This window comes from Microbacterium sp. NIBRBAC000506063 (assembly GCF_017968845.1).
GTDB lineage: Bacteria > Actinomycetota > Actinomycetes > Actinomycetales > Microbacteriaceae > Microbacterium.
The window spans coordinates 239,958-263,359 of record NZ_CP072877.1 but is presented as its reverse complement, the minus strand read 5'-3'; the positions used below and the strand labels follow the sequence as shown (position 1 = coordinate 263,359).

The following is a 23,402-nucleotide window of genomic DNA, read 5'->3' as shown; positions in this document are numbered from 1 at the left end:
CAAGACTTGAGCTACTCGAAATGTATCAGTTCTGATACATCATCGCAAAGCCCAACCGTGGGGGTCTGTCGCCGCGAGTTCATGGCGATAGCCGATGACGTCTCGCCGCACGGTGTCGATGACATCCGGCGCGATGTCAGCGACCGCCAGCCGGAAGACCTTGTTCAGCCGTGGATTGAAAACGCCAACGTGCGTCTGACTCTCGAACTGGTCGAGTCTTGACTCTTTGCCCATCAGGAAGTACATCAACAGCTGCAGGGTGTGGTCCTTGGTCGGCGGGTTGACAGAGACCTTCATGTCCCACACCGTGTCAGCGGTGAGGAAGTCACCGTCGCCGGAGGTCACAAGTTCGGTGTACCCGCCGAAACAGCTGCGCTCGTCGTAAACGCGCGGAGTATCCGCGTCCGCGAACACGAAGCCATCTGCGGTGACCGGTCCCCACTCGTCGAAGAACGACACTGCCCGACGGACCATCTGCAGAATGTGCTCGGTCGTGACAGGATCGGGTTGCTGCAACGTACTGACGGGCTCATACAGTCCAGGGCCGGCCCTCCGCCCGACGTCATAGGTCACGAGCTTGCACGCAACGCGCACCGCCACATCGTCCACGTCGAACGTCACTGTGCCATCAGGATGCTCGATCACCGAAAGCTCACTCAGAGCGTCCACAGCATCGCCCAGCACTGACGTGTGCCGCGTGCTCACTGCAATACGCTCAGCACCGGTGAGCGAAACATGGAACACCTCCAGCAGCTCCTCAGTCACATCTTCTGGTTGCACGCGAACCCGTGCGAGCCGAGACAGATAATCCACCGCCGAACCGACGGTCGGCGCAGCGAGATTCTCGATCCGGTGGTCAAGCTCTTCTATACCGTCGTCCAGGGCTGTCGTGACGAACACCCGCGGGTTGACGAACCCTCCACGCGGTTGCCCGTGATCTCGGTTGTACGCCTTGATGCGCTGCGTCACGCTGCTCATGAGCTGGCGCTCCTCTCGATCCAGCGGCCCCCGCCGCGCTCCCAACCCTTGATGTGAGGGACCACCTGATCCATGCCATTGATTCTCTCCGGGATGAAGAATGTCCCCGTGTCAAGAACGCGGAACGGAACGACAGCCAGCCTGCGGTTCTCAGAGCCTGCATCTGCGGTCACGTAGTTGAAGACAATCTCAAAACTGACAGAGGCTCCACGGCTGTCGTTCCACGCGCCTGGCTCAAGGCACCCAACCTGCGCCGTCGCCATCGCGCGATCCTCGGAGAAAACAACAAACTCGTCGTTGCGACGAGGGCCGCTGAGTTCGTCGATCGTGGCTTTCCTCAGCGTGTCCAGGACGAACGCTTCGTGCAGTTCGTCCTCGCTAAGCGCGACCGCACCGTCTGCCCAGTCGATACCAAGCTCCACAGAACAGCGCTTCTCGCCCAGATACTCCACATTGGAGACGGTCACCGCGTCGAGGAAGTGACCGTCCTGGTAGCCCGGCACCGCACTGGCAAGTTCATCAGGCACTCGCACTGTGACTTCCTTGAGGGGACCAATCGGATTCTCCGGCGACACAGACTGGGTGAAGTCATATGCGCCGTCGCGAAGACCATCGCCGATTCCGAGCGCATCGTGGAGCGTTGGCATGGCAAAAATCGCACCGACGCCTGCAGCGACAGCACTCGCAGCGGCCGTTGCGACGATCGCTCGTCTACGCCTGCGCCGAAGTGCCGCTGTCGAACTTCCGGGGTCTGCCATGATGTCTGCCACTTTCTTTCACTGCTTGGACTACACCCCACGAACGATCCGTTCAGTGGGCATGACCCCGAGCGTGTATCAGAAAAGTGACATTATGAAACCTCGTTCCGGCGTGTCGCACGGTCGTCGGTGGGCTCTCAGATTCACCGACCGCATGGGTGAGAAACGGTCCAGAAACCTGCCGCGTCCGCGCTTACCACTGCGCTCTCGGGCCGAAGCGACGCATATTGCATGTCACGCTCGGGCGCGCGACCCGTCTTCCCGCGTCACCAGTCCCGTGAGGTCACTCCCCCTCCGGCGTTTGCCGCCATGAGGGTGTCAGTGTCCACGGTGTCGGCGATCTTGACAGCCACTTCCTCGAGCGAAGACCCGTCAGTACTCAGCCCCGAACGCGCCGCGAGCAGCGGGCTGTAGTCGCGCAGCTCATCGAAACTTGTCCCATGGACCACAGGTATCACCCGGTCGGTCGCCAGGAGCGCGGAAAGTTCTTTGTCAGCAACGCCCGCAGAGCTCAGGCTCTTGAACATCGAGGGCGTAACGAGCACGATGCCGATCTTGGACATGCCCAGGCCCTTGTCGATCTCGCGGATCAGCGAAGTACCGAGCGCAACGTCTTTTTCGCTGAACCACACCGAGACGCCGATCTTCTGAAGCTCATCGTGGAGCTCCTTCGCCGCGCCGGCACGATCGTCCCATGCATGACAAAGGAAAAGATCACGACGGTCAGGGAACTTCTCGACCTGACGCATGAACTGCTGATGGATCGGCGCAAGTGTCCGGCGCTCGGAACTGGTGTAGGTGACAGTACCGCCGGAGGATGTCCGCCGGGAGCTCGTGCCGCCCGAACTCACAGACGGCCTCGCGGCGGGCGGGCGGAACGATTGTACGGGCGGCGTGTAGGAATAGTAGGAACGGGACGAGCGACCCCGACACGCCGGGCAGTTTGCCGCGCCGCTCGCCGTACGGTGACCTTCAACAGGAGCTGTGCATCTCATGCTGCAGATCGTAGTTTCGGCCACCGACATTGAATCTCTAGGCGAGGATTCGAAGTCCCCTCATGCCTGCCAGTCAGCCCAACCGCCTGCATCGGCTTGCTGGTCGAGCTCGTCGACCCTCCGCTGAGCCGCCTCAAGTTGCTCGATGGCACGCAGCCGCTCCACCTCTCTGCGTGCAATACGACGAATCTCGCGAGTTCGTGCAGCTTCGGCTCGAGCCGGAGCCTCGGCGATCAGCTCGCTGCTGAGCACGCCTCTGATGTCGCCACACTCCGTGCACACCATAGTGCTCGCCGTGAACAAAGACGACGTGAAGTGTTGCCGCCATTCCGCGCGGTGACCGCACCTAAGCGTCACATGCCAGGTATCCAGCTCGCTCGGGTCCGGAAGAGGTTGCGAGAACACGTTGAGCAGCACTCTCTTCGCCTCAACGGATACCGGCGGTGGCGGATAGCACCAGCCACAATGCAGGGTCCGGGACCCCGCGGGTGTCCAAGAACCCGTCAGCCCACGACAGTCGGGATGTTGCTCGCGGAACCGCGCTTCCTCCGCAGCGCGTGCGGCGTGCTCTTCCTCATCGCGAAGCAGTTCAGGGGTCCAGTCCCCCGACCCGTCCGCCAAAGCGAGCCCGCAGCCACGACATGGCTCGCCGGCAGCCATCTGCTCCAGTGTCAGGAATGCGTCCGACTCGATCCAAGCTCGGAAGCGTTCACTGAGGCGTTTGGCCATCCGTTCCGCTTCGAGTGCGTCCCTCATGCGGCGACCGGCGAGCCGCGCCGCTCGTTCTTCCTCGGACCACTTCCCTCTACCCATATCCGACACATACGACACGGCGTCGCGTCGGTAAACGCATGCACCGTGCGTGCGGTGAACTCCACCAACTATTCCGATTGAGATGCGTGACAATCTCTCACCATCGTGTCGGAAGGTGCTCGCTGGCTGGCGCCTGTGCCACTTAACAATGTGACCGCGATCGGTGCGTAGCCGATCCGCAGGATATCGGGGCTCAAGACGCTCTCGAAAATGACGGTAATTCGACCCTCGCAGGCGCAATCTCCACCAACTGCGCCATATGTGTGACTACGTAGGAAGGTTCTCCTGAATTATGAGCTTGATCTGGCTTTTCTCGAGTAGATACTCATCACCGCAACCGTGAAACCGGAGACGGCGGTGAGATGGCTCAGGCCACTCGTGAGCATCGCCTGATCGAGCTCGTCGCTGACCGCGCGCGTGTCGCCGACGGCGAGCCCGGGCAGCAGACCCGCTCCGGGCTCGGGGAATCGCACGGCGCGCTCGACGAATTGGCGCCGTACTTCTCCGGCCTGAGCGAACACGAAGTTCGGCGGCCGATCCGTCACAGCCTCGCCGCGACCGAAGACGACGAGGGCGGCGCGCTCCCCCGCCCCGCCCTCCTTCGCCTGCCCGACCACCCGGATGCGCGCGCCCATCTCCCAGGTGTCGGGCGCGCCGTCATCCGGCACCTCCACGCCGACCCTGACGGATGCCGACACCGCCGCCCACTGCCCGGGTTGCGCCGCCGAGACCGTTCGCGCGTCGAACCAGAGCCGCCCGTCGCGTCCAGTCCGCAGCGCCGAGGTGATGTCGGCCACGACCTCGACGGCGAAGCCGTCCTGCGCGCGCACCGTCTCCCGGTCGGGCGCCGCGAAGGCGACGGCGGAGGCCACCCCGGCACTGAGCGCGAGCACGACGGCGAGGAGCCCGGCGGCGCCGTGCCGCGGCATCCGTGCCCGCCAGAGATATCCGACGACGACCAGAGCACCTGTCCACAGCGCCAGCGCGACGACCCACGCCGCCGTCTCGAGGAAGACGCACAGCAGAGCGGTCGACCACGTCCCGGCGGCGACCGCGGTGAGCCGGAGGTCGCGTGCCCGCACGCCGGATGCCGCGGCGGCGCTCATACGCGCACCGCGTCCCGTAGACCCGCCAGGAGCTTCTCGCCGATGCCCGGGACCGCGAGCAGATCGTCGACGGAGCGGAAGCGACCGTTCGCCTCCCGCCACTGGATGATGCGCTGCGCGAGGGCCGGGCCGATGCGCGGCAGCGTCTCCAGCTGCGCCTGGTCTGCGGTGTTGATGTCGATGCGCCCGTCGCCCGCGGCGGCGGGTTCCCCGGGCCCCTCCGACTCGCCGGCCACCGGAACGAAGAGCTGCTCGCCATCGCTGAGCAGGCGGGCGAGGTTGACCGCCCGCAGATCCGCATCCTCTTTCGTGCCTCCCGCAGCGGCGAGAGCATCGACGACCCGGGCATCAGCGTCGAGCACGTAGAGCCCCGGACGCATGACCGCGCCGAGCACGTGCACGTAGACCTCACCCGAGGGAGCCGAGACGTCGACATCGGGCAGCGGTACTGCCTCGGAGGGCGCTGTCTGACCCGCAGCAGACCGAGCCCGACCGTGACCGAGAGTGCGCCGATGACGAGGACGACGACCGCGCCCAGCCCGAGGCGCAGCTTCGCCGGGGCCGGTGGCTCTGCGCTCTCCTCGTCTGGCACAGCGTCAGGCTACGGACGCCGCGCACCCTTTCGAGCCCGGATCCCCTCGATCATGAACAACTCGCACGAATCCCGCGTTGTGCAGAAGAGGTCGCCCGGTGCCGCAGCATCAGCCCTTGACGGCGAAGTTCACCAGCTTCGGCGCGCGGACGATGACCTTGACGATCTCCTTGTCACCGATCGAACGGATCACACGACTGTCGGCGCGTGCGAGCTCCTCGAGCTCCGCCTCGCCGATGCGGGCGGGCACCTCGAGCTGGGCGCGCACCTTGCCGTTGACCTGCACCACGGCGGTGATCGAGTCCTCGACCAGCAGCGCCGGGTCGGCACTGCGCCACGGCACGAGACCGACGGAGGGCTCATGCCCGAGGATCTCCCACATCTCCTCCGCGGTGTGCGGGGCGACGAGGTCGAGCACGACGGCGACCGTCTCGGCGGCCTCGCGCACGGCCGGGTCGGCCGCTCCGGCGCCGCTGTCGATCGTCTTACGGGTGACGTTGACGAGCTCCATGAGGCGGGCGACGAGCACGTTGAACTTCGTCTGTTCCACCAGGCCCGGCGCATCGGCCAGGAGCCGGTGCGTGGCGCGGCGCAGGTCGCGGTCGCCGTCCTTGAAGAGGACATCGACCGGGCTGGCCACATCCCGCGCCACGCGCAGTGCCCGCGCGAGGAACTTCTGGGCGCCGGTCGTGGAGACGTCGTTCCAGTCGATGTCGTCTTCGACCGGGCCGGCGAAGGTCAGCGCGACGCGGGTCGCGTCCGCGCCCGGATCGACCATGCTCGAGGCGAACTCGACGAGGTTTCCCTTGCTCTTGGACATCTTCGAGCCGCCCAGCAGCACCATGCCCTGGTTGATGAGCGAGGAGAAGGGCTCGGTGAAGTCGATGAGCCCGGCGTCGAAGAGTACCTTCGTGATGAAACGCGCGTACAGCAGGTGCAGGATCGCGTGCTCGACACCGCCGATGTAGGTGTCCACCGGCGCCCAGCGCGCCGTCTCGGCGGGGTCGAAGGCGACCGCGTCGCTGTTCGGCGACATGAAGCGGAGGAAGTACCAGGAGCTGTCGACGAAGGTGTCCATCGTGTCGGGGTCGCGCAGCGCCGGCTCCCCCGTCTCGGGGTCGGTCGTCGCCATCCAATCCCCCATGGCGCCCAGCGGTGAGGCGCCCTTGGGCGCGAGGTCGAGCCCCTTCGCATCCGGCAGTGTCAGCGGCAACTGGTCTTCGGGCACCGGGACGATGCGGCCGTCTTCGGTGTGGATCATCGGGATCGGGGTTCCCCAGAAACGTTGACGCGAGATCAGCCAGTCGCGCAGACGGTAGTTCTTCGCCGCCCGGCCGGTCCCGGCCGCCTCGAGTTCCTGGATGATGCGGGCGATCGCGTTGCGCTTGGACAGGCCGTTGAGACTGCCGGAGTTGACCAGTCGGCCTTCGCCGGCGAGGGCGATGCCGGTCTGCGCCGGGTGCTGATCGTCCAGCGACTCGGGCTCGATCGGCACGCCGTCGTCATCGACCTCGATGACCGGCATCGCTCCGGTGATCGGCGCCGTCGTGTCGACGACGACCTTCACCGGCAGGTCGAAGGCGCGGGCGAAGTCGAGGTCGCGCTGGTCGTGCGCGGGCACGGCCATGACCGCGCCGTGACCATAGTCGGCCAGCACGTAGTCGGCCGCCCAGATCGGCAGGCGCTCGCCGTTGACGGGGTTGACCGCATAGCGCTCGAGGAAGACGCCGGTCTTGGGTCGATCCGTGGCCTGGCGGTCGATCTCGGTGGTCTTCTGCACCTTTGCCAGGTACGCGTCGAAGCGTTCCCGCACCTCGGCCGACGCGTCGGCGGCCAGCTCGGCCGCCAGGTCGGAGTCGGGCGCGACGACGAAGAAGGTCGCCCCGTGCAGAGTGTCGGGGCGGGTCGTGAAGACCGTCACCGGCTCGTCGCGGCCCTCGATCGTGAAGTCGACGTCGGCGCCGACCGAGCGACCGATCCAGTTGCGCTGCATCTGCAGCACCTTGTGCGGCCAGAAGCCCTCGAGCTGGTTCAGGTCGTCGAGCAGGCGGTCGGCGTAGTCGGTGATCTTGAAGTACCACTGGGTCAGCTTCTTCTTGATCACCTCGGCGCCGCAGCGCTCGCAGTGACCGTCGACGACCTGCTCGTTGGCGAGCACCGTCTGGTCGTTCGGGCACCAGTTGACCGGGCTGTCCTTGCGGTAGGCCAGGCCCCGCTCGTACAGGGTCTGGAACAGCCACTGGTTCCAGCGGTAGTACTCGGGGTCGCTCGTGTGCAGCACCCGCGTCCAGTCGTAGGACGAGCCGTACTCGCGGAAGCTCTTCTTGTGCTGGTCGATGTTCGCGTAGGTCCACTCGCGCGGGTCTGCACCGCGCTGGATGGCCGCGTTCTCGGCGGGCAGCCCGAAGGAGTCCCAGCCGATCGGGTTCAGGACGTTGTACCCGCGGTGGCGCCAGAACCGCGCCACGATGTCGACGTAGACGTAGCTCTCGGCGTGCCCCATGTGCAGGTCGCCGGAGGGGTACGGGAACATCCCGAGCACGTACTTGCGCGGCCGCGTGTCGTCTTCGCCGCCGGCCTGGAAGGTGGCGTTCTCGGCCCAGTACTCCTGCCACTTGGTCTGGATGGCATGCGTCGACAGCCCTTCGTCGACAGCTTCAACGGGCGATGAATTCTTCTCGGACAACGAACGGCCAATCTCAGGGGTGAACGCAGGAAATCAAGACATTCCAGGGTATCGGATGCCGCGGAGCCGCGCCTCAGCGCGCATCCGCCCATTCGGCGGGCAGCCGGGCACCGAGTGCGGAGAGCGGCGCCCGCGCCTTGGTGGCGACCTCGGCGACCTCGGCTGCGGCATCCGATCTCCACGTGATCCCGCCCCGGCACCGACATACGCCCCTCCCGGAGCGGTCACGATGCTGCGGATCACCATCGCGAGGTCGAGCGCGCCGTCGTCGCCGACGTAGCCGAAACACCCGCTGTAGACGCCGCGCGGTCCGCCTTCGAGGGCGTGCAGGTGCGTCATCGCCGAGAGCTTGGGTGCACCGGTCATGCTGCCGGCGGGAAGGCGACCTCCCACAGGCGCTCGACGTCGGCGCCGGCGACGGTCGTGCCGCTCACCGTGCTCACGAGCTGATGCACGGCCGGGTAGCTCTCCACCGCGAAGAGCGCATCGACGCGGATGGAACCGGGCTCGCAGATGCGCGAGAGGTCGTTGCGCATGAGATCGACGATCATGACGTTCTCGGCGCGCTCCTTGACGCTCTCGACGAGCTCGGCGGCGAGGGCGGCGTCGGATGCCGCATCCGATCCCCGAGGCCGAGTGCCCTTGATCGGGCGCGTGCGGATGCGGCCCGCCTCCGCGTGCAGGAACTGCTCGGGGCTCGCGCTCAGCAGCGCCCGGTCGCCGACCCGGATGAAACCGCCGTGGTGTGCGGGCGTCGCCGCCCGCAGCCGCAGATATGTCGCGACCGGATCCACGTCCCCCACGACGGAGAACCGCGTCGTGAGACAGAGCTGGTACGCCTCGCCACGGCGGATGAGCTCGCGGCACTCCTCGATGAGGGCGGCGTAGTCCTCGGGGTATGGCGGGCGGATGCTGCAGCGTCGCCCGGTGGCTCGGCGAGGGCGGCGGGCGCCGCGACCACGGCGATGCGGGCGGACGCCTCCGCCACCCAGTCATCGATCTCCTCGGAAGGCGCCACGGCCCACACCACACGTCGTGCGTGATCGAAGGCGAGGAGACGGTCCGCCCGCAGCCACGCGGGCGACTCCCCGCCTCCACCGGTGCCCCGGCGCGCGCGGCGCCGCTCTCGTAGTCGAGCCAGCCGACCGATCCGCCGCGGAAGGGCGGCTCGCCCGCATCCGTCGGCAATGCGAGGGAACCGTCGATGACGACATGGTCGGGGCCGGCGGCATCCGGCGTTCCGGAACCGAGGTAGCTCCAGCCCTCAGCGGCATCCGATCCCGCATCGAGCCAGAAGGCGTGCGGCTCAAGCGCCTCGCCCGCGGCGAAGAGCCACGAGGGGTCGGCCCAGCCCGTCAGGGCGCGGGCTGCCGGGCGCAGGCGATCGGTCACCTGTCCAGCGTACGCAGGAACCGCGGAGGAAGATTGTGCGACTTCTCCGGAAGATGCCCGGTACGGCATGAAAGACTGGACGGGATGGCTGACGCACCCCCGAGAAGCGCCGAATCCACCGGCTCGCCCGCTTCGAGCACCGCATGCATGTGTGGCGCGAAGGGCATGCCCGCAGACGCGGCCGCAAGCCCTCGGTCGTGCCCTTCCAGGGCTACGGCGGTCCGGGCTGGGTGCGCGTCGTCGGGCGCGTGCTGATCGTCCGTCCGCGCAAGAAGACCAGAACCGGAGAGCTCGCGAGCGTGCGCGGATGGCGCAGCTTCATCGGCGTTCCGGTGAGCTTCGCGCCCGTCCACGTGCGCATCGGTGACACCGTCCACGAGCTCATGGCCGATCGCGGCGGGGTGATCGACAGCGTCGTGCCGGCGGATCTGCCCGGCGGCTGGCAGGAGTTCACGATGTCGGTCGAGGACCAGGAGCCCGTGCGCGCGCGGGCGTTCATCGTCGGCGAGGACACCGACTTCGGCATCATCAGCGATGTCGACGACACCGTCATGGTCACGGCACTGCCCCGTCCGCTGGTCGCCGCCTGGAACTCGTTCGTCGTCGACGAGCACGCGCGTCTCCCCGTTCCCGGTATGGCCGTCCTGCTCGAGCGACTCGTCGCGCAGAACCCGGGATCTCCGGTGATCTACCTCTCCACCGGGGCCTGGAACGTCGCCCCGACGCTCCAGCGCTTCCTCAGTCGTCACCTGTTCCCGAGGGGCGATGCTCCTCACCGACTGGGGACCCACCCACGACCGCTGGTTCCGCAGCGGCCGTGAGCACAAGGTCACCAATCTGCGGCGCCTCGCCGAGGAGTTCCCCGGTGTGAAGTGGCTGCTCATCGGCGACGACGGGCAGCACGACGAGGCCATCTACGCCCAGTTCGAGAAGGAGCACCCGGACGCGGTCGCCGGCGTCGCCATCCGGCGTCTCTCCACCGCCGAGGCCGTGCTCGCCGGAGGCCGTGCGCCGGACGCCGATCACGCGGACGACGGGGTGCCGTGGGTCGCGGCATCCGACGGTGCGGGGCTGCGCAAGCGGCTCGCCCGCGCCGGCATCATGCGGTGACGCTCAGCGCATGCGAGATGCTCGGACACGCCTTAGCCTCGTAGGGTGCCCGCTCTGACCGTCCAGACCCTCGAGAGCGACGTCTGGCGCGCCCGCGAAGCCGACCATCGCCGGCGAGCCGACGCGCTGACGCAGGCTCACCGCGACCGGGCGGCGCGGGGTGAGAAGCATCCCGTCTGGGACTTCCTGTTCACCTACTACTCCTATCGCCCGTCGCTGCTGCGCCGATGGCACCCCGGAGCCGGCGTCGAACTGGCGGATGCCGCGGGCACGGAGCGCGCGGACTGGCGCTGGTACGCGCCCGGCTCCACTCCGGGCGCACTGCGCCCCGACGCCGCGGCCTTCGCGCGCGAGAAGCCGGCCCTGGCGGCTCTGATCGAGCGGATGCTGCGTGCGACCGCGCGGCGCCCCGCCCAGTTCGGCTGCTTCGGGCTGCACGAGTGGGCCATGGTGTACCGCGAGGAGGAGCACCGGCATCCGGTTCCGCTGCGGCTCGGCCGGGCGGGGACGGATGCCGTCGTCGAGGCCCACGAGCTGCGGTGCACCCACTTCGACGCGTTCCGCTTCTTCACCCCGGGCCGTGCCGCGCAATCGCTCCATGCTCACGCGTGATGATCAGCCGCTGCGCGAGCAGCCGGGGTGTCTGCACGCCGGCATGGACGTCTACAAGTGGGCGGTCAAGCTCGGTCCGCTCGTCCCGGGCGAGCTGATGCTGGACGCCTTCGAGCTCGCCCGCGACATCCGTCTCCTCGACATGGAGGCCGCACCCTACGACCTGTCTGCCTGGGGCGTCCGCCCGGTGCGGATCGAGACGCCCGAGGGGAAGGCCGAGTACGTGCGGCGTCAGCGGGAGTTCGCCGAGCGCGGCAATGCGCTCCGGGCGGAGGTCCTCCGCGCCTGGCTGGGCGAGGACGCGGGTCAGTCGGACTGAGCGACCGGTGTGCAGTCCGGGCAGGGCAGCATCGTGTCTCCGGATGCCGCGATCCGCAGACGCAGGGTCAGCACCCGTTCGGCGGCCTCCTGCAGGCGTGCGGCGTCCAGCCCTCCGGTGTCGACGGCGGTGACGAGGCCGTCGACGATCTCTCCGGCCGAGGAGGCGTTCGTGAACATCACGGCCAGGACGAGGTCGTTGCCGGCGACGACCGCGGCCACCGCGTTGGCGACCGGGTCGGCATAGGCGGCGATGCCGGTGGCCTGCAGCATGCCGAGGTCGTCGGTGACGGCGATGCCGTCGAAGCCGAGGTCGTCGCGGAGAATCTCGTGCCAGCGCGCGGAGAGCGAGGCCGGCGCCTCGTCGACCGCCGTGTACGCGAGGTGCCCGAACATCACCATCTCCGCACCGGCGTCGATCCCCGCGACGAACGGCAGGGCGTCGGTCTGCCGCCACTGCGCCAGCGGTATCGAGGTGGTGGGGACGACCCGGTGCGAGTCTCCCGGCGCGGCGCCGTGCCCCGGGAAGTGCTTGAGGGTCGACGCGACGACTGCGCCTTCGCCCCGCACGGCGGCAGTCACCCGCTCGGCCGCCGCGGCCGGGGTCGTGCCGAGTACCCGCGAGTGGATGAAGGAGCCGGCATCCGCGGTGTGGTCGGCGACGATGCCGAAGTTGACATCGACACCGGCGCGCGCGACGAGCGAACCACGGCCACTGAACGCCTCGGCGGTCTCTGCCACGGGCGCTGTGCGCAGGGCACGCGGCGAGGCGAAGTCGTCCCAGGGCAGGCGGCTGACGACACCGCCCTCCTGGTCGATCGCGAGGAGCGGAGGAAGCAGGTCGTCGACCGTGAGCGCCGAGACGATCTCCCGCAGCTGCGCCTCGGTCTCCGGCACGTTGTCGCCCATGAGGATGAAGCCGCCGATGCCGGTGTCGGTCATGTACTCGCGCAGCGCCGCGGCATCCGTGGTCGCGATGTGCCCCATGACGATGCTCGCCGCCCGCTCGCGCGTGCTCATCTCGGTCACCGCCTCGGCGGCGGCAATGTCCACGGCATCGGATGCCGCCGCCTCCACTCGCACCGACGTGGCCACCGTCGCCGGCGTCGCCTCCGGTTCCGAGGTCTCGCCGACGACGGTTGCTGTTCCGGGAAGCGACACCGCGACGGCGAGGACGGCGGCGACTCCCCACGCTCTCATGGCTCCAGAGTACGGGCCCGCTCTCGTGGCCACGACCGACGTCCTGCTCTGATGAGAATCGCCGAGTGGAGGACGTCCTCAACCGGTGGTGACCGCCGGTTGCGCCTCGAGGGCCCGCTTCACCCCGCGGGCCGCGGTACGTCCGGCGCGGTTGGCGCCGATCGTGCTCGCAGAGGGGCCATAGCCGACCAGCTGCACGCGCCGGTCGCGGACGGCGGTCGTGCCGCGCCCGTTGCGATCGAGCTGGATGCCGCCCTGCGGCCCGCGCAGCTTCAGCGGCGCGAGGTGAGAGATCGCGGGTCGGAATCCGGTCGCCCAGAGGATCACATCCACACGTTCGAAGCGTCCGTCGGCCCAGCGCACGCCGTCGGGCTCGATGGAGGAGAACATCGGATGCCGCTCATAGGCGCCGAGGCGCTCCGCCTCGCGCTCCTGCGGTCGCAGCGCGAGCCCGGTGACGCTGACGACGCTCTGCGGCGGCAGACCCTGGGCGACACGCGCTTCGACCATCGCCACAGCGGCGATCCGCGCCTCGTCGGTCGCGAAACCGTCCTCCCGCCACACCGGTTCGCTGCGCGTCACCCAGAGCGTGTCGGTGATCGGCCGCAGCGCCCCCAGGAACTGCACCGCGGACGCTCCCCCGCCGACGACGAGCACGCGCTTGCCGCGGAAGTGCTCCGGGCCGGGGTAGTCGACGGTGTGCAGCTGCTCGCCGAGAAATGTCTCCATCCCCGGGTAGTGCGGCAGGAACGGATGGGTCCAGGTGCCGGTGGCATTGACGATCGTGCGGGCTCGCCAGCTGCGGTCGCCGGCGTGCACGACGAGGACGCCGCCGTCATCGGTGACCGTGTCGACCTGAACCGGACGGAGGACGGGCAGCTCGTGCTTCCGCTCATAGGCGGCGAAGGACTCCGGCACCGCCTCCTTGGCCCGTCGGGAGTCTCGGGCCGGCGGCGTGTCGTCGGGGAGCTCCGCGACGCCGTGGACGTCGTGCATGGTGAGCGCATCCCATCGATGCTGCCAGGCGCCTCCTGGCCGCTCATCGGCGTCGAGCACGAGGTGCCGGACGCCCAGGCGCTGCAGGTGGTACGACGCGGAGAGGCCGGCCTGACCGGCGCCGATCACGATGCTGTCGAAGGTCTCCACACTCGGTCCAACTCTTCGGATGCGACGCCTATTCCATGCGACTGCATGCACTGCGTCGGCGATTCACCGCGACATCGCACTCGATTCGCGCAGCAGGCGGACCGTGTAGTAATCTATTCGAGTTGCCCCGGGCTTCTACGGGGCGGCATCTGGGCCTGTGGCGCAGCTGGTAGCGCACCTGCATGGCATGCAGGGGTCAGGGGTTCGAGTCCCCTCAGGTCCACAAAAAATCCCCGGTCAAGCCGGGGATTTTTCGTTTTCTGATCACTTCAGATAGTCACTGTGCAGCCATCCTGTGCGTGTGCCGACCTTCACCTGGATCCAGGAGCCGGACTGCGCAAGAGGCTTCCCCACATTCGTCCCGGCCTTCAGCGTCGAGTACACGCTGTGCCCCGTCCCCGCACCCGAGCGGAAATTCACCGAGGACTTCGTCGTATAGGTGGACGTAGCGCTCACGGTCAGGTACTTGCTGTGCACCCACCCGGTGGTGCTGCCGACCTTGACCTGGATCCACACACCGGACTTCTTCAGCGCCTTCCCGACGCTCGTGCCCGACTTCAGGGTCGTGAGCACCTTGTAGCCCGTCCCCGCGCCCGACCGCATGTTCACGGACCCCGTCGTTTTTGACGTCGACGATGACGTCGACGCTGAGGACGACGACGCGATCGCCGTCAGGTAGTCGCTGTGCACCCACCCCGTGCGCGTACCGACCTTCACCTGCGCCCACGCACCCGACCTCTTCAGGATCTTCCCAACACTCGTCCCCGCCTTCAGCGTGGTGAGCACCTTGTAACTCGTCCCCGCACCCGACCGCATGTTCACCGCGGCGGTCGTCTTGGGCGTGGTCGACGACGACGCGGATGCCGTCGTCGCACCGGTCGTGAGGTAGTCGCTGTGCACCCATCCCGTGCGTGTGCCGACCTTCACCTGCGCCCACGCACCCGACTTCTTCAGGATCTTCCCGACACTCGTCCCCGCCTTCAGCGTCGTGAGCACCTTGTAACTCGTCCCCGCACCCGACCGCATGTTCACAGACGACTTCGTCTTGTACGCGGAGCCGCTGCTCGACGAGGAGGCCGTCGCCGGTGACGACGCGTAGGAGCCGAACACCTGCGTGTAATACGGATAGCCATCCCTGCAGGCGACGCCGATGCCGATATGCGTGTAACCGCTCTGCTCGATGTTCGCGCGGTGGCCGGCTGACGCGATCCAGGCGGGCGTGACCTCGCGCACCTTGTAGCCGGCGGCGACGTTCTCACCGCTCCGACTGGACCCCTTGGGGATCTGCGTGCTGTACTTCGGATTGTGGCTGAGCTTCTTGTTCTTCGCCATCTGCGCCGACCAGTTCGCGGCGACCGTGTTCATAGCGGCATTCGACGCCAGCGGGCTCTTGCCCGCCTTCTTCCGCTGAGCGTTCGTCGCGTCGAGGATGATCTTCCTCGTCTCCGCGGCGGTCGTGCCGGTGCAGGGCAGCTTCGTCGATGCAGCGACGACGGGAGCCGTGGCGACGGGAGGCGGGGCGGCGACCGCGGGAGCTGCGGCGAACCCGGCGAAGGTGAGAACGAAGGACAGCACGATTCCGGCGCCGGCCTGGCACCGCGTCTTCTTGTTCATGATCGTTACCCTGTTGCGATAACGTTCCCCACGAACACCATAGCGGGTTCCTCGCCCGGCGCGCTCTCCCGGGGCAGTGCTGCCCCGGCTCAGAGGTTCTGGCCGATGTCCCAGAGACGGTCCGGGCGGCCATCGATCGCCTCGGACACCGCCATCGCCTGGTCGTCCGAGAGAGAGGCGATGTAGTCGAGCACTCCCCTGCCCCGGCCAAGACGATCCTCGTCGTCACGCTCGATCACCGGCACGCCCGGGGGCTGCTCGCGCCGCAGCCGCGCATAGCCGTCGGTCGCGATGCCGACGAGCTCCTGCAGCCGCGGCGGCACGCGATGACGATCGTGCGCATCCTCCAGCCAGGCGATGAGACCGCGCACGGCACGAGTGAGCACGCGGCCGAGCCCGCGCTGGTACATCGCGATGTCGGAGCGGCCGAGCACGAAGTGCCTGTGCACGAACTTCAGAACCTCGACCTCGTGCCACGCCCCGCGGTCCAGCATGACCAGGCCCGTGCGGGATTGTCGGTCGGGGCGAGCACGACCGAACGCTGGAAGTGGTGGATCCACCTACTCGTGAACGACGCCAGAGCCCGTTCCGAGGCGAGGGAGCCGTCGTAGGACTCCGCGAGCAGGCCGTCCACGAGATCGGATGCGACCGCGTGCACGGCCGCGCGGAACGCCTCGGCATCGGCGATCCACGGATCATCGCGGAGCTGCTTCCTCCGCAGCAGCTCGAGCGCGACCCCCGGGCGACCGGTCGCCGTCGTCAGCTCGGCATCGTCGATCGCGGCGAGCGAGGAGGCGCCGTCGATCCAACCCCGGAACTCGCGCGACACCGCACCCTGCCCCAGGAGTCCCGCCCGATGGAAGTCGTCGACGTCGTGCACCGAGTAGGCGATGTCGTCGGCGATGTCCATGACCGATCCCTCGAGCGACTGCTGCAGCGGGAGCAGCCCGTGCGCGCGTTCGCGGGCATGCGAGAGATCCTCCGCATCCAGGAAGTACGCCGAGTACTTGCGCACGCTCAACCGGCCGTTCACCCACCGCAGGCCCGGCGGCAGCGTCGCCGCGACCGGCTCGGAGAGCTCCACCCCGGGAGTCCAGGGATACTTCGCGACGGCGGAGCGGGTCGCCGCCGTGAGGTTCAATCCGTGCGAGGGCCCGTGACAGACGTCGAGCATGGCGATGATCCGGTAGGTCTGGGCATTGCCCTCGAAGCCGTCGAGCAGTCCCAACGACTCGCGCGCCAGCCGGTCCAGCACGCTCTCGCCCAGATGCCCGAAGGGCGGGTGGCCCAGATCGTGCGCGCTGGCGGCCGCCTGCGCCACCACGGGGTCGCAGACATACTCGTCGGGCAGATCCCGCGATGCGATGAGGCCCGCGACATCCGCCGCGATCGCGCGGGCGACCGCCGTCACCTTGAGCGAATGCGTCAAGCGGTTGTGGACGAGCGGACCCGCACCGGTCTGGCCGATGACCTGGGTCACCGCCGACAGTCGTGCATAGTACGAAGAGAAGCGGATGCGCTCGAGATCCTGCCGGAACGGGCTGTCGGCGTCACGCAGCCGTGATGCCGAGTCGGGCTCGGGCAGTATCCGATCGGCCCTCATTCCGCGCCCCTCTGCGTGTCCGTGCGCACCGACCGGTGCGCTGCCTCCACGCTATCGGGCGCAGAGCCCGAGCCGCGGCGACACGTCAGCCCTCGGCGGCAGGCTCGGCGACATCCAGCGGAATGACCGGGCAGTCCTTCCAGAGTCGCTCAAGGCCGTAGTAGACGCGCTCCTCGGCGTGGAAGACATGCACGATGAGGTCGCCGAAGTCGAGCAGCACCCAACGTGCCTCGGCGCGCCCCTCCCGGCGCACGCGCTTGTGGCCGGACTCGATCAGGCGGTCCTCGACCTCGTCGGCGATCGCGGCGACGTTGCGCTCGCTGTTCCCGGTGACGAGGAGGAAGACGTCCACGAGCGGCAGAGGCTCGGAGACGTCCAGAGCGAGGAGGTCGTCGCCGCCCTTGGACGCGGCGGCATCCGCCGCGATCTGGAGCATCTCGCGGGCAGAGTCAGGTGACTGCATCAGAAAACGCCGTTCGTGAAGGCAAGGATGAGGGCGACGGACAGGGCGAGCATGAGGCCGCCCGCGGTGAGGGCCAGGCCCATCAGCAGCTTGCTCCCCTTCTCGGGTGTGGGCTGGCGCATGACCTCGCCGGCGGGCTTGATCGTGCCGATCGCGGAGCTCGCCGCCACCGGCGTCGGCGACGATGTCGCCGCCAGCTCGCTGTCGACCAGGGAGGCATCGATGTCTTTGCCGTCGGTGGTGCCGGGGCATGGCCGTGCGAGCCGACGGAGCTCGGGAACTCGTAGCTGCCGGTCACGACGACCTCGCCGCTCGAGTCCAGCGGGCCGGGAAGTGTCAGTGGGCCGGGTGTCTGGCTGAAGATCAGAGCCGTGGGCGAGATGTGCTGCGAACCGGTCGTGTCGGCCGGAGCGACCAGCTCGTCGAACGACGGGGAGAGCGCCGGTCCGTCGGATATCTCCTCAGGGACGTCCTTGCCCAGAAGCGGACTGACCGCGACGACGTCCGCCGGCCCCTCAGACTGCTTCGCAGCGCCGAGCGCCTGTTCCTGGTCCTCGACCGGCTCTTCGGGGATCTCCGCCGCTGGCTCCGCAGGCTCCTCGGCCCGTGCCGCCTCTGCCGCACGGGCTTCCCTCTTCGCCTCGGCGGCGGCGCGGCGGCGTTCGAGGAAGGAAAGCCGTCCGCGATCAGACTCCGGTGCCGTCTGCTCATCCTCTTCACTCGGTTCATCCGTCGTACCGCGACCGGTCTCCGGAGCAGGGCTGATCGTCTCCGGGGGCGTCACCGCGGACGCTGTGCCCGGCGCGGCGGCACGCTGCCTCTCCAGCTCGCGGATCTCCCGGCGCGTGAGGGTGCGCTCAGGAGCGTCTGCGGCATCGGATGCGGCATCCGGGGTCTCGCGCTCCTCAGGAAGGACGACCGGGTCGTCGGACTCCGGCACGGCCGTGCGGGGTGCGTCCGCGGGTGTCGGAGCGGAGGGCGTCGCCGTGCGTGCGGATGCGGGCGCGAAGGCCTCTGCGGGCTCGTGGACAGGCGCTTCAGCGGACTCGTCCGCGGTCTCTTCGGCGTCGGGCTGCGCGACCACAGGGGTCGACCCGGTCAGCCGAAGCTCCCGCAGTTGCTTGCGGGTCAGCGGCCGTGATCCCTGCTGATCCGACGTGGTCATTCTTTGCTCCGATAGAGGTGATGCTTCGCAATGTACTGGACGACCCCGTCGGGAACCAGGTACCACACCGGATCCCCACAGCGACGCGATCGCGACAGTCCGTCGACGAGATCGCCAGGGCGGGAACCTCGAGTTGGCTCACATCGTCGCTGGGGAGTCCGTCAGTGCTCAGAACGTGTCCTGGGCGGGACACCGCGACGAAGTGGGCGAGTTCCCACAACTCATCATGGTCCCTCCAGCTGAGAATCTGCGCTATGGCGTCTGCGCCGGTGATGAAGAAGAACTCAGAATCCGGTCTGCTGTGCTTCAGGTCGCGCAGCGTGTCGATCGTGTAGGTCGGCCCCTTGCGATCGACGTCGACCCGGCTGACGGTGAACCTCGGGTTCGACGCCGTGGCGATCACCGTCATCAGATAGCGGTGCTCGCTGGCCGTGACGTTCGGCTTCTGGTACGGCTCCCCGGTGGGCACGAAGACGACCTCGTCGAGGTCGAAGGAGTGCGCGACTTCGCTCGCAGCCACGAGGTGACCGTGGTGGATCGGGTCGAACGTCCCGCCCATCACGCCGATTCGCGGTGGACGCGCGGCTGTGGTCATCCCTCGAGTCTAGTGTCCGTGCCCCGCCTCGTGGCCGTTGCGCGCCGCCCAGGCCTCAGCCTTCGCGGCGTGGCGGTTCGCGACGTTCTTGTACGAGAGGGTCACCAGGCCCAGCGCGGCGAAGCCGATGGCGGCGATCACACCGAAGATCAGCGTCTCCAGCGCCACGTTGCCGTGGTGCTCGGTCTCAGCGGCGAGGACCGCAACCTGCGCGACGAAGTTCATCGTTGCTCCATTTCCGTGCCTGGGAAGTCTGTGACACCAAGTCTAGCCGTCAGCCGCGCACTTGACCGGCACCGCGGGCGAGCCACTTCGTGCTGGTCAGCTCGGAGAGTCCCATCGGCCCGCGGGCGTGCAGCTTCTGGGTCGAGATGCCGACCTCGGCACCGAAGCCGAACTCGGCCCCGTCGGTGAACCGTGTGGACGCGTTCGCCATGACCACCGCCGAGTCCACTTCGGCGAGGAAGCGCTCGGCGTTGCGGGTGTCTGTCGTGACGATCGACTCCGTGTGACCGGTGCTGTACCGGCGGATGTGGGCGAGCGCCTCGTCGAGCGAGTCGACGACCTTCATCGCGATGTCCAGGCTCAGGTACTCGGTGGCCCAGTCCTCCTCGGTCGCGGCGACGACATCGGATGCCAGCGAGCCGACCGTGTCGTCGCCGTGCACGGTCACGCCCTGCTCCTGCAGGGCGGCGGTGACCGTGGGGATCAGGCGCTCCGCAGCGGCGCGCAGCACGAGAACTGTCTCCACCGCGTTGCAGACGCTCGGACGCTGCACCTTGGCGTTGACGACGATGTCACGCGCCCACTCCTCCGGAGCGGAGGCGTCGAGAACGATGTGCACGTTCCCGGCGCCGGTCTCGATCACCGGGACCGTCGACTCCGTCACGACCGTCTCGATGAGGCCGGCGCTGCCGCGCGGAACGAGGACGTCGATGAGTCCGCGACCGTGCATGAGCGCCTTCGCCCCTCGCGTCCGAAGTCGTCGACCGTCTGGATCGCCTCGGGCGTGACGCCCGCGCTCTCGAGCGCGTCGCGCATCACCTGGACGAGCACGGTGTTCGAGGAACGGGCCGCGCTTCCTCCTCGGAGCACCACCGCGTTGCCCGAGCGCAGCGCGAGCGTGGCGATGTCGACGGTCACGTTGGGCCGCGCCTCGTAGATCGCCCCGACCACGCCGAAGGGCACGCGCACCTGCTCCAGGGCGACGCCGCCCGGCATGCGGTGGCCGCCGACGATCTGGCCGACCGGGTCGGGCAGGGCGGCGACGTCGCGCACGCCGGCGGCCAGAGCCGCGACGCGCTTCTCGTCGAGCCGGAGGCGATCGATCAGCGCCGCGCCGATCCCCTCGTCCTCGCCGCGGGCGATGTCGGAGGCGTTCGCCTCGATGATCCGCGCCACGTTGGCCTCGATCTCGCGCGCGATCGTCTCGAGCGCCTCCGCCTTCTGGCTGCTCGTGAGACGCGCGATCTCGCGCGAGGCGTCCTTCGCACGCGTGAGGCGATCCCGCGGCGTCTCGGCGCCCGAGACGTTCGTCGGGGCAGGCGTGGCGACAGCGGCGAGATCGGGGTCATGCCGCCATTCTAGCCAGCGCCCGCAGGCCCGGGAGGGCGTGGGTCAGGCGCGGACGTCGACGGAAGCCGGCACGAACCAGGTGCCGATGGCCTCGCCCGCCAGCGCCTGCGCAACCAGGTCTGCGCTCGTGACGAGCGCACCGATCCCGGATGCCGCGGCCAGCCTCGCCGCGGAGACCTTGGTGGCGGCACCGCCGGTGCCGACGCTGTTGACGACCGTGGCGCCGAACTCGAGCCCGGCGAGGTCGGCGTCCGGCTCGATCACGTCGATGGGCTCGGCGGTCGGGTCGCTCGGCGGCTTGGTGTACAGCGACTCGACATCGCTCAGCAGCACGAGCGCATCGGCTCCGAGGAGCTGCGCGACGAGCGCCCCGAGGCGGTCGTTGTCGCCGAAGCGGATCTCCTGCGTGGCGACGGTGTCGTTCTCGTTGACGATCGGCATGATCCGCAGGCCCAGAAGGCGGTCCATGGCGCGCTGCGCGTTGCTGCGCGATGTGGGTTCTCCAGATCGCCGGTGGTGAGCAGGACCTGCCCGCGACGATGCCGTGCGGACGCAGGGCATCGAGATAGCGGTAGATGAGCACGTTCTGACCGACGGCGGCGGCGGCCTGCTGCGTGGCCAGGTCCGTCGGGCGTGCGCCGAGGTTCAGGAAGGGGATCCCTGTGGCGATCGCCCCGGAGGAGACGAGGATGACCTCGGTGCCGCGGTTGTGCGCGTCGGCCAGCGCCTCGACGAGGATCGGGATGCGCCAGGACGCCTCGCCACTGATCGACGAAGAGCCGACCTTGACGACGATCCGACCGGCGGTGGCCAGGTCGGCGCGGGTTCGCGCGGTCACTCGTCGCCCTCGTCCGCGTGACGCGAGAGCCGCTCCTGTTCGAGCTCGGCGCGCGCCGCCGCCTTGGCGTCCATGCGCTCGTAGTACTCCTCGCGGCGCTCCGACGTCGTGCGACGGCTGTTGCGGTCCAGCCGCGGGTCGAGGCCGCGCGGTGCGACCATCAGCTCGGCCGCGGAGCTCATGCTCGGCTCCCAGTCGAAGATGATGCCGTCGCCCTCGCCGATGACGACGGTCGCGCCGGGTGTCGCGCCCTGACGGAAGAGCTCATCCTCCACGCCGAGCTTCTCCAGACGATCGGCGAGATAGCCGACGGCCTCCTCGTTCTGGAAGTCGGTCTGCTGGACCCAGCGCACCGGCTTCTCTCCGAGGATGCGGTAGACGTTGCCGTAGGAACCGCCCTCGACCCGGATCGTGAAGGGCTTCTCGGAACCCTTCGGGCGGATGACGACCCGCTCGCGCGGCGGCTCTGCGGCGATCTGCGCGCGATGCTCGTCGACGATCTGCCCGAGGGCGAACGTCAGCGGGCGCAGTCCTTCGTGGGAGACCGTGGAAACCTCGAACACGCGGAACCCTCGGGCCTCGAGCTCGGGACGCACGAACTCGGCCAGCTCCCGCGCCTCGGGGACGTCGACCTTGTTCAGCGCGACGAGCTGCGGACGCTCCAGGAGCGGTATCTGCCCCTCCGGGACGTCGTAGGCGGCGAGCTCGGCCAGGATCACGTCGAGGTCGGAGATCGGGTCGCGCCCGGGCTCCAGCGTCGCGCAGTCGAGCACATGCAGCAGTGCCGTGCAGCGCTCGACGTGACGCAGGAACTGCAGACCGAGTCCGCGGCCTTCGCTGGCGCCTTCGATGAGACCCGGGACGTCGGCGATGGTGTAGCGGGAGTCGCCGGCCTGGACGACGCCCAGGTTCGGATGCAGCGTGGTGAACGGATAGTCGGCGATCTTCGGACGCGCGGCGGACACGGCGGCGATCAGGCTCGACTTGCCCGCAGAGGGGTAGCCGACGAGCGCGACGTCGGCGACCGTCTTCAGCTCCAGGACGACATCGCCCTCGAACCCGGGCGTGCCCAGCAGGGCGAAGCCCGGCGCCTTGCGCTTCGGCGTCGCCAGTGCGGCATTGCCGAGACCGCCGCGTCCGCCGGGCGCGACGACGAAGCGCTCCCCCGGGTCACCATGTCGATGAGCACGTCGCCCTCTGGGGTCTTCACGAGGGTGCCCACGGGAACGGGGAGCTCGAGGCTCTCCCCCGTGACGCCCGCGCGCAGATCGCCCATCCCGAAACCGCCGTTGCCCGCAGAGCGGTGGGGCGAGTGGTGGTAGGACAGCAGCGTCGACGTCTGCGGATCGGCGACGAGGACGATGTCGCCGCCGTCGCCGCCCTTCCCGCCGTCAGGGCCGCCGAGGGGCTTGAACTTCTCGCGGCGCACCGAGACGCATCCGTTGCCACCCTTGCCCGCGCGCAGATGGAGCGTCACCGTGTCGACGAAAGTGACCATGTCGTTCCTCTCCGTTCGGGTTCTGCTGCAGATACGGGAACGGGGCGGGCCGAAGCCCGCCCCGAACCGGAAACCGTGTGCGTGGTGCGATTACTCGCCGGCGACGATGTTGACGACCTTGCGGCCGCCCTTCGCGCCGAACTCGACCGAGCCCGCTGCGAGGGCGAACAGGGTGTCGTCGCCACCGCGACCGACGTTCACGCCGGGGTGGAAGTGGGTACCGCGCTGGCGGACGATGATCTCGCCGGCGCTGACCTTCTGGCCGCCGAAGCGCTTGACGCCCAGTCGCTGGGCGTTGGAGTCGCGACCGTTGCGCGTGGAGCTTGCGCCCTTTTTGTGTGCCAT

The 23,402-nt window shown here is 68.5% G+C and carries 17 protein-coding genes, 1 tRNA gene and 7 pseudogenes; 3 read left to right on the top strand and 22 right to left on the bottom strand.

Going from position 1 to position 23,402, the window contains the following annotated elements; all coding sequences use genetic code 11:
* Positions 1–39 precede the first annotated feature (39 nt).
* From KAE78_RS15910 to KAE78_RS15875, 8 genes and pseudogenes are all read right to left on the bottom strand, one after another.
* Positions 40–978, bottom strand: coding sequence for a hypothetical protein (locus KAE78_RS15910; protein ID WP_223172575.1), 939 nt, complete (start codon positions 976–978; stop codon positions 40–42).
* Positions 975–1,625: a hypothetical protein gene (locus KAE78_RS15905; RefSeq protein WP_223172574.1), complete on the bottom strand. Its 651-nt coding sequence runs from the start codon at positions 1,623–1,625 to the stop codon at positions 975–977. The genes KAE78_RS15910 and KAE78_RS15905 overlap by 4 nt, the downstream gene beginning before the upstream one ends.
* A gap of 377 nt (positions 1,626–2,002) precedes the next feature.
* Entirely contained in the window at positions 2,003–2,761 is a 759-nt protein-coding gene (locus KAE78_RS15900; RefSeq protein WP_411156034.1) for a toll/interleukin-1 receptor domain-containing protein, read from the bottom strand.
* A gap of 30 nt (positions 2,762–2,791) precedes the next feature.
* A complete protein-coding gene (locus tag KAE78_RS15895) occupies positions 2,792–3,148 on the bottom strand; it encodes a hypothetical protein (RefSeq protein WP_223172573.1) in 357 nt (118 codons plus the stop codon).
* A 686-nt stretch (positions 3,149–3,834) separates the two neighbouring features.
* On the bottom strand, positions 3,835–4,650 hold the full coding sequence (locus tag KAE78_RS15890) for a ComEC/Rec2 family competence protein (RefSeq protein WP_223172572.1): 816 nt from the start codon (positions 4,648–4,650) through the stop codon (positions 3,835–3,837).
* Positions 4,647–5,045, bottom strand: a complete 399-nt coding sequence (locus tag KAE78_RS15885) for a ComEA family DNA-binding protein (RefSeq protein WP_317451939.1) — start codon at positions 5,043–5,045, stop codon at positions 4,647–4,649. The genes KAE78_RS15890 and KAE78_RS15885 overlap by 4 nt, the downstream gene beginning before the upstream one ends.
* 306 nt (positions 5,046–5,351) lie before the next feature.
* Complete coding sequence (gene leuS / locus KAE78_RS15880) at positions 5,352–7,928, bottom strand: leucine--tRNA ligase (RefSeq protein ID WP_223172571.1); 2,577 nt, start codon at positions 7,926–7,928, stop codon at positions 5,352–5,354.
* Positions 7,929–7,961: 33 nt separating this feature from the next.
* A pseudogene (locus KAE78_RS15875) lies at positions 7,962–8,782 on the bottom strand (chorismate-binding protein).
* A gap of 681 nt (positions 8,783–9,463) precedes the next feature.
* Here KAE78_RS15875 and KAE78_RS15870 point away from each other — a divergent pair.
* Positions 9,464–10,430, top strand: a pseudogene (locus KAE78_RS15870) (App1 family protein).
* 45 nt (positions 10,431–10,475) lie between these two features.
* A pseudogene (locus KAE78_RS15865) lies at positions 10,476–11,361 on the top strand (3-methyladenine DNA glycosylase).
* On the opposite strand, the gene KAE78_RS15860 reads toward KAE78_RS15865, so the two are convergent.
* Positions 11,349–12,560: a glycoside hydrolase family 3 N-terminal domain-containing protein gene (locus KAE78_RS15860; protein ID WP_223172570.1), complete on the bottom strand. Its 1,212-nt coding sequence runs from the start codon at positions 12,558–12,560 to the stop codon at positions 11,349–11,351. The pseudogene KAE78_RS15865 and the gene KAE78_RS15860 sit on opposite strands and share 13 nt — an antisense overlap.
* Before the next feature lie 78 nt (positions 12,561–12,638).
* Complete coding sequence (locus KAE78_RS15855) at positions 12,639–13,706, bottom strand: NAD(P)-binding domain-containing protein (RefSeq protein ID WP_223172569.1); 1,068 nt, start codon at positions 13,704–13,706, stop codon at positions 12,639–12,641.
* 151 nt (positions 13,707–13,857) lie between these two features.
* Between KAE78_RS15855 and KAE78_RS15850 the strand changes: the two genes are divergently transcribed.
* A tRNA-Ala gene (locus KAE78_RS15850) sits at positions 13,858–13,929 on the top strand.
* Between the two features lie 41 nt (positions 13,930–13,970).
* Here KAE78_RS15850 and KAE78_RS15845 read toward each other — a convergent pair.
* The 12 genes and pseudogenes from KAE78_RS15845 to rpmA all read right to left on the bottom strand — a co-directional run bounded on the left by KAE78_RS15845 (position 13,971) and on the right by rpmA (position 23,402).
* Positions 13,971–15,320: an SH3 domain-containing protein gene (locus KAE78_RS15845; RefSeq protein WP_223172568.1), complete on the bottom strand. Its 1,350-nt coding sequence runs from the start codon at positions 15,318–15,320 to the stop codon at positions 13,971–13,973.
* Between the two features lie 89 nt (positions 15,321–15,409).
* Positions 15,410–15,769 (bottom strand): hypothetical protein, encoded by a 360-nt coding sequence (locus KAE78_RS15840; protein ID WP_223172567.1) that lies wholly within the window; start codon positions 15,767–15,769, stop codon positions 15,410–15,412.
* A gap of 5 nt (positions 15,770–15,774) precedes the next feature.
* Positions 15,775–16,923, bottom strand: coding sequence for a dGTP triphosphohydrolase (gene dgt / locus KAE78_RS15835; protein ID WP_223172566.1), 1,149 nt, complete (start codon positions 16,921–16,923; stop codon positions 15,775–15,777).
* 85 nt (positions 16,924–17,008) lie between these two features.
* Entirely contained in the window at positions 17,009–17,386 is a 378-nt protein-coding gene (gene rsfS / locus KAE78_RS15830) for a ribosome silencing factor (protein ID WP_223172565.1), read from the bottom strand.
* Positions 17,386–17,508 carry a hypothetical protein gene (locus KAE78_RS18080; RefSeq protein WP_262927883.1) on the bottom strand — a complete coding sequence of 41 codons (123 nt, stop codon included), beginning with the start codon at positions 17,506–17,508 and terminating at the stop codon, positions 17,386–17,388. The genes rsfS and KAE78_RS18080 overlap by 1 nt, the downstream gene beginning before the upstream one ends.
* Positions 17,469–18,551, bottom strand: coding sequence for a hypothetical protein (locus KAE78_RS15825; protein ID WP_223172564.1), 1,083 nt, complete (start codon positions 18,549–18,551; stop codon positions 17,469–17,471). Before KAE78_RS15825 ends, KAE78_RS18080 begins: the two co-directional genes overlap by 40 nt.
* Positions 18,548–19,146: pseudogene (gene nadD / locus KAE78_RS15820) on the bottom strand (nicotinate-nucleotide adenylyltransferase). The gene KAE78_RS15825 and the pseudogene nadD overlap by 4 nt, the downstream one beginning before the upstream one ends.
* Before the next feature lie 9 nt (positions 19,147–19,155).
* Complete coding sequence (locus KAE78_RS15815) at positions 19,156–19,371, bottom strand: hypothetical protein (protein ID WP_223172563.1); 216 nt, start codon at positions 19,369–19,371, stop codon at positions 19,156–19,158.
* Between the two features lie 49 nt (positions 19,372–19,420).
* Positions 19,421–20,616, bottom strand: a pseudogene (locus tag KAE78_RS15810) (glutamate-5-semialdehyde dehydrogenase).
* A 147-nt stretch (positions 20,617–20,763) separates the two neighbouring features.
* A pseudogene (proB, locus tag KAE78_RS15805) lies at positions 20,764–21,559 on the bottom strand (glutamate 5-kinase).
* A pseudogene (gene obgE, locus KAE78_RS15800) lies at positions 21,556–23,057 on the bottom strand (GTPase ObgE). The pseudogenes proB and obgE overlap by 4 nt, the downstream one beginning before the upstream one ends.
* A 90-nt stretch (positions 23,058–23,147) precedes the next feature.
* Positions 23,148–23,402 (bottom strand): 50S ribosomal protein L27, encoded by a 255-nt coding sequence (gene rpmA, locus KAE78_RS15795; RefSeq protein WP_223172562.1) that lies wholly within the window; start codon positions 23,400–23,402, stop codon positions 23,148–23,150.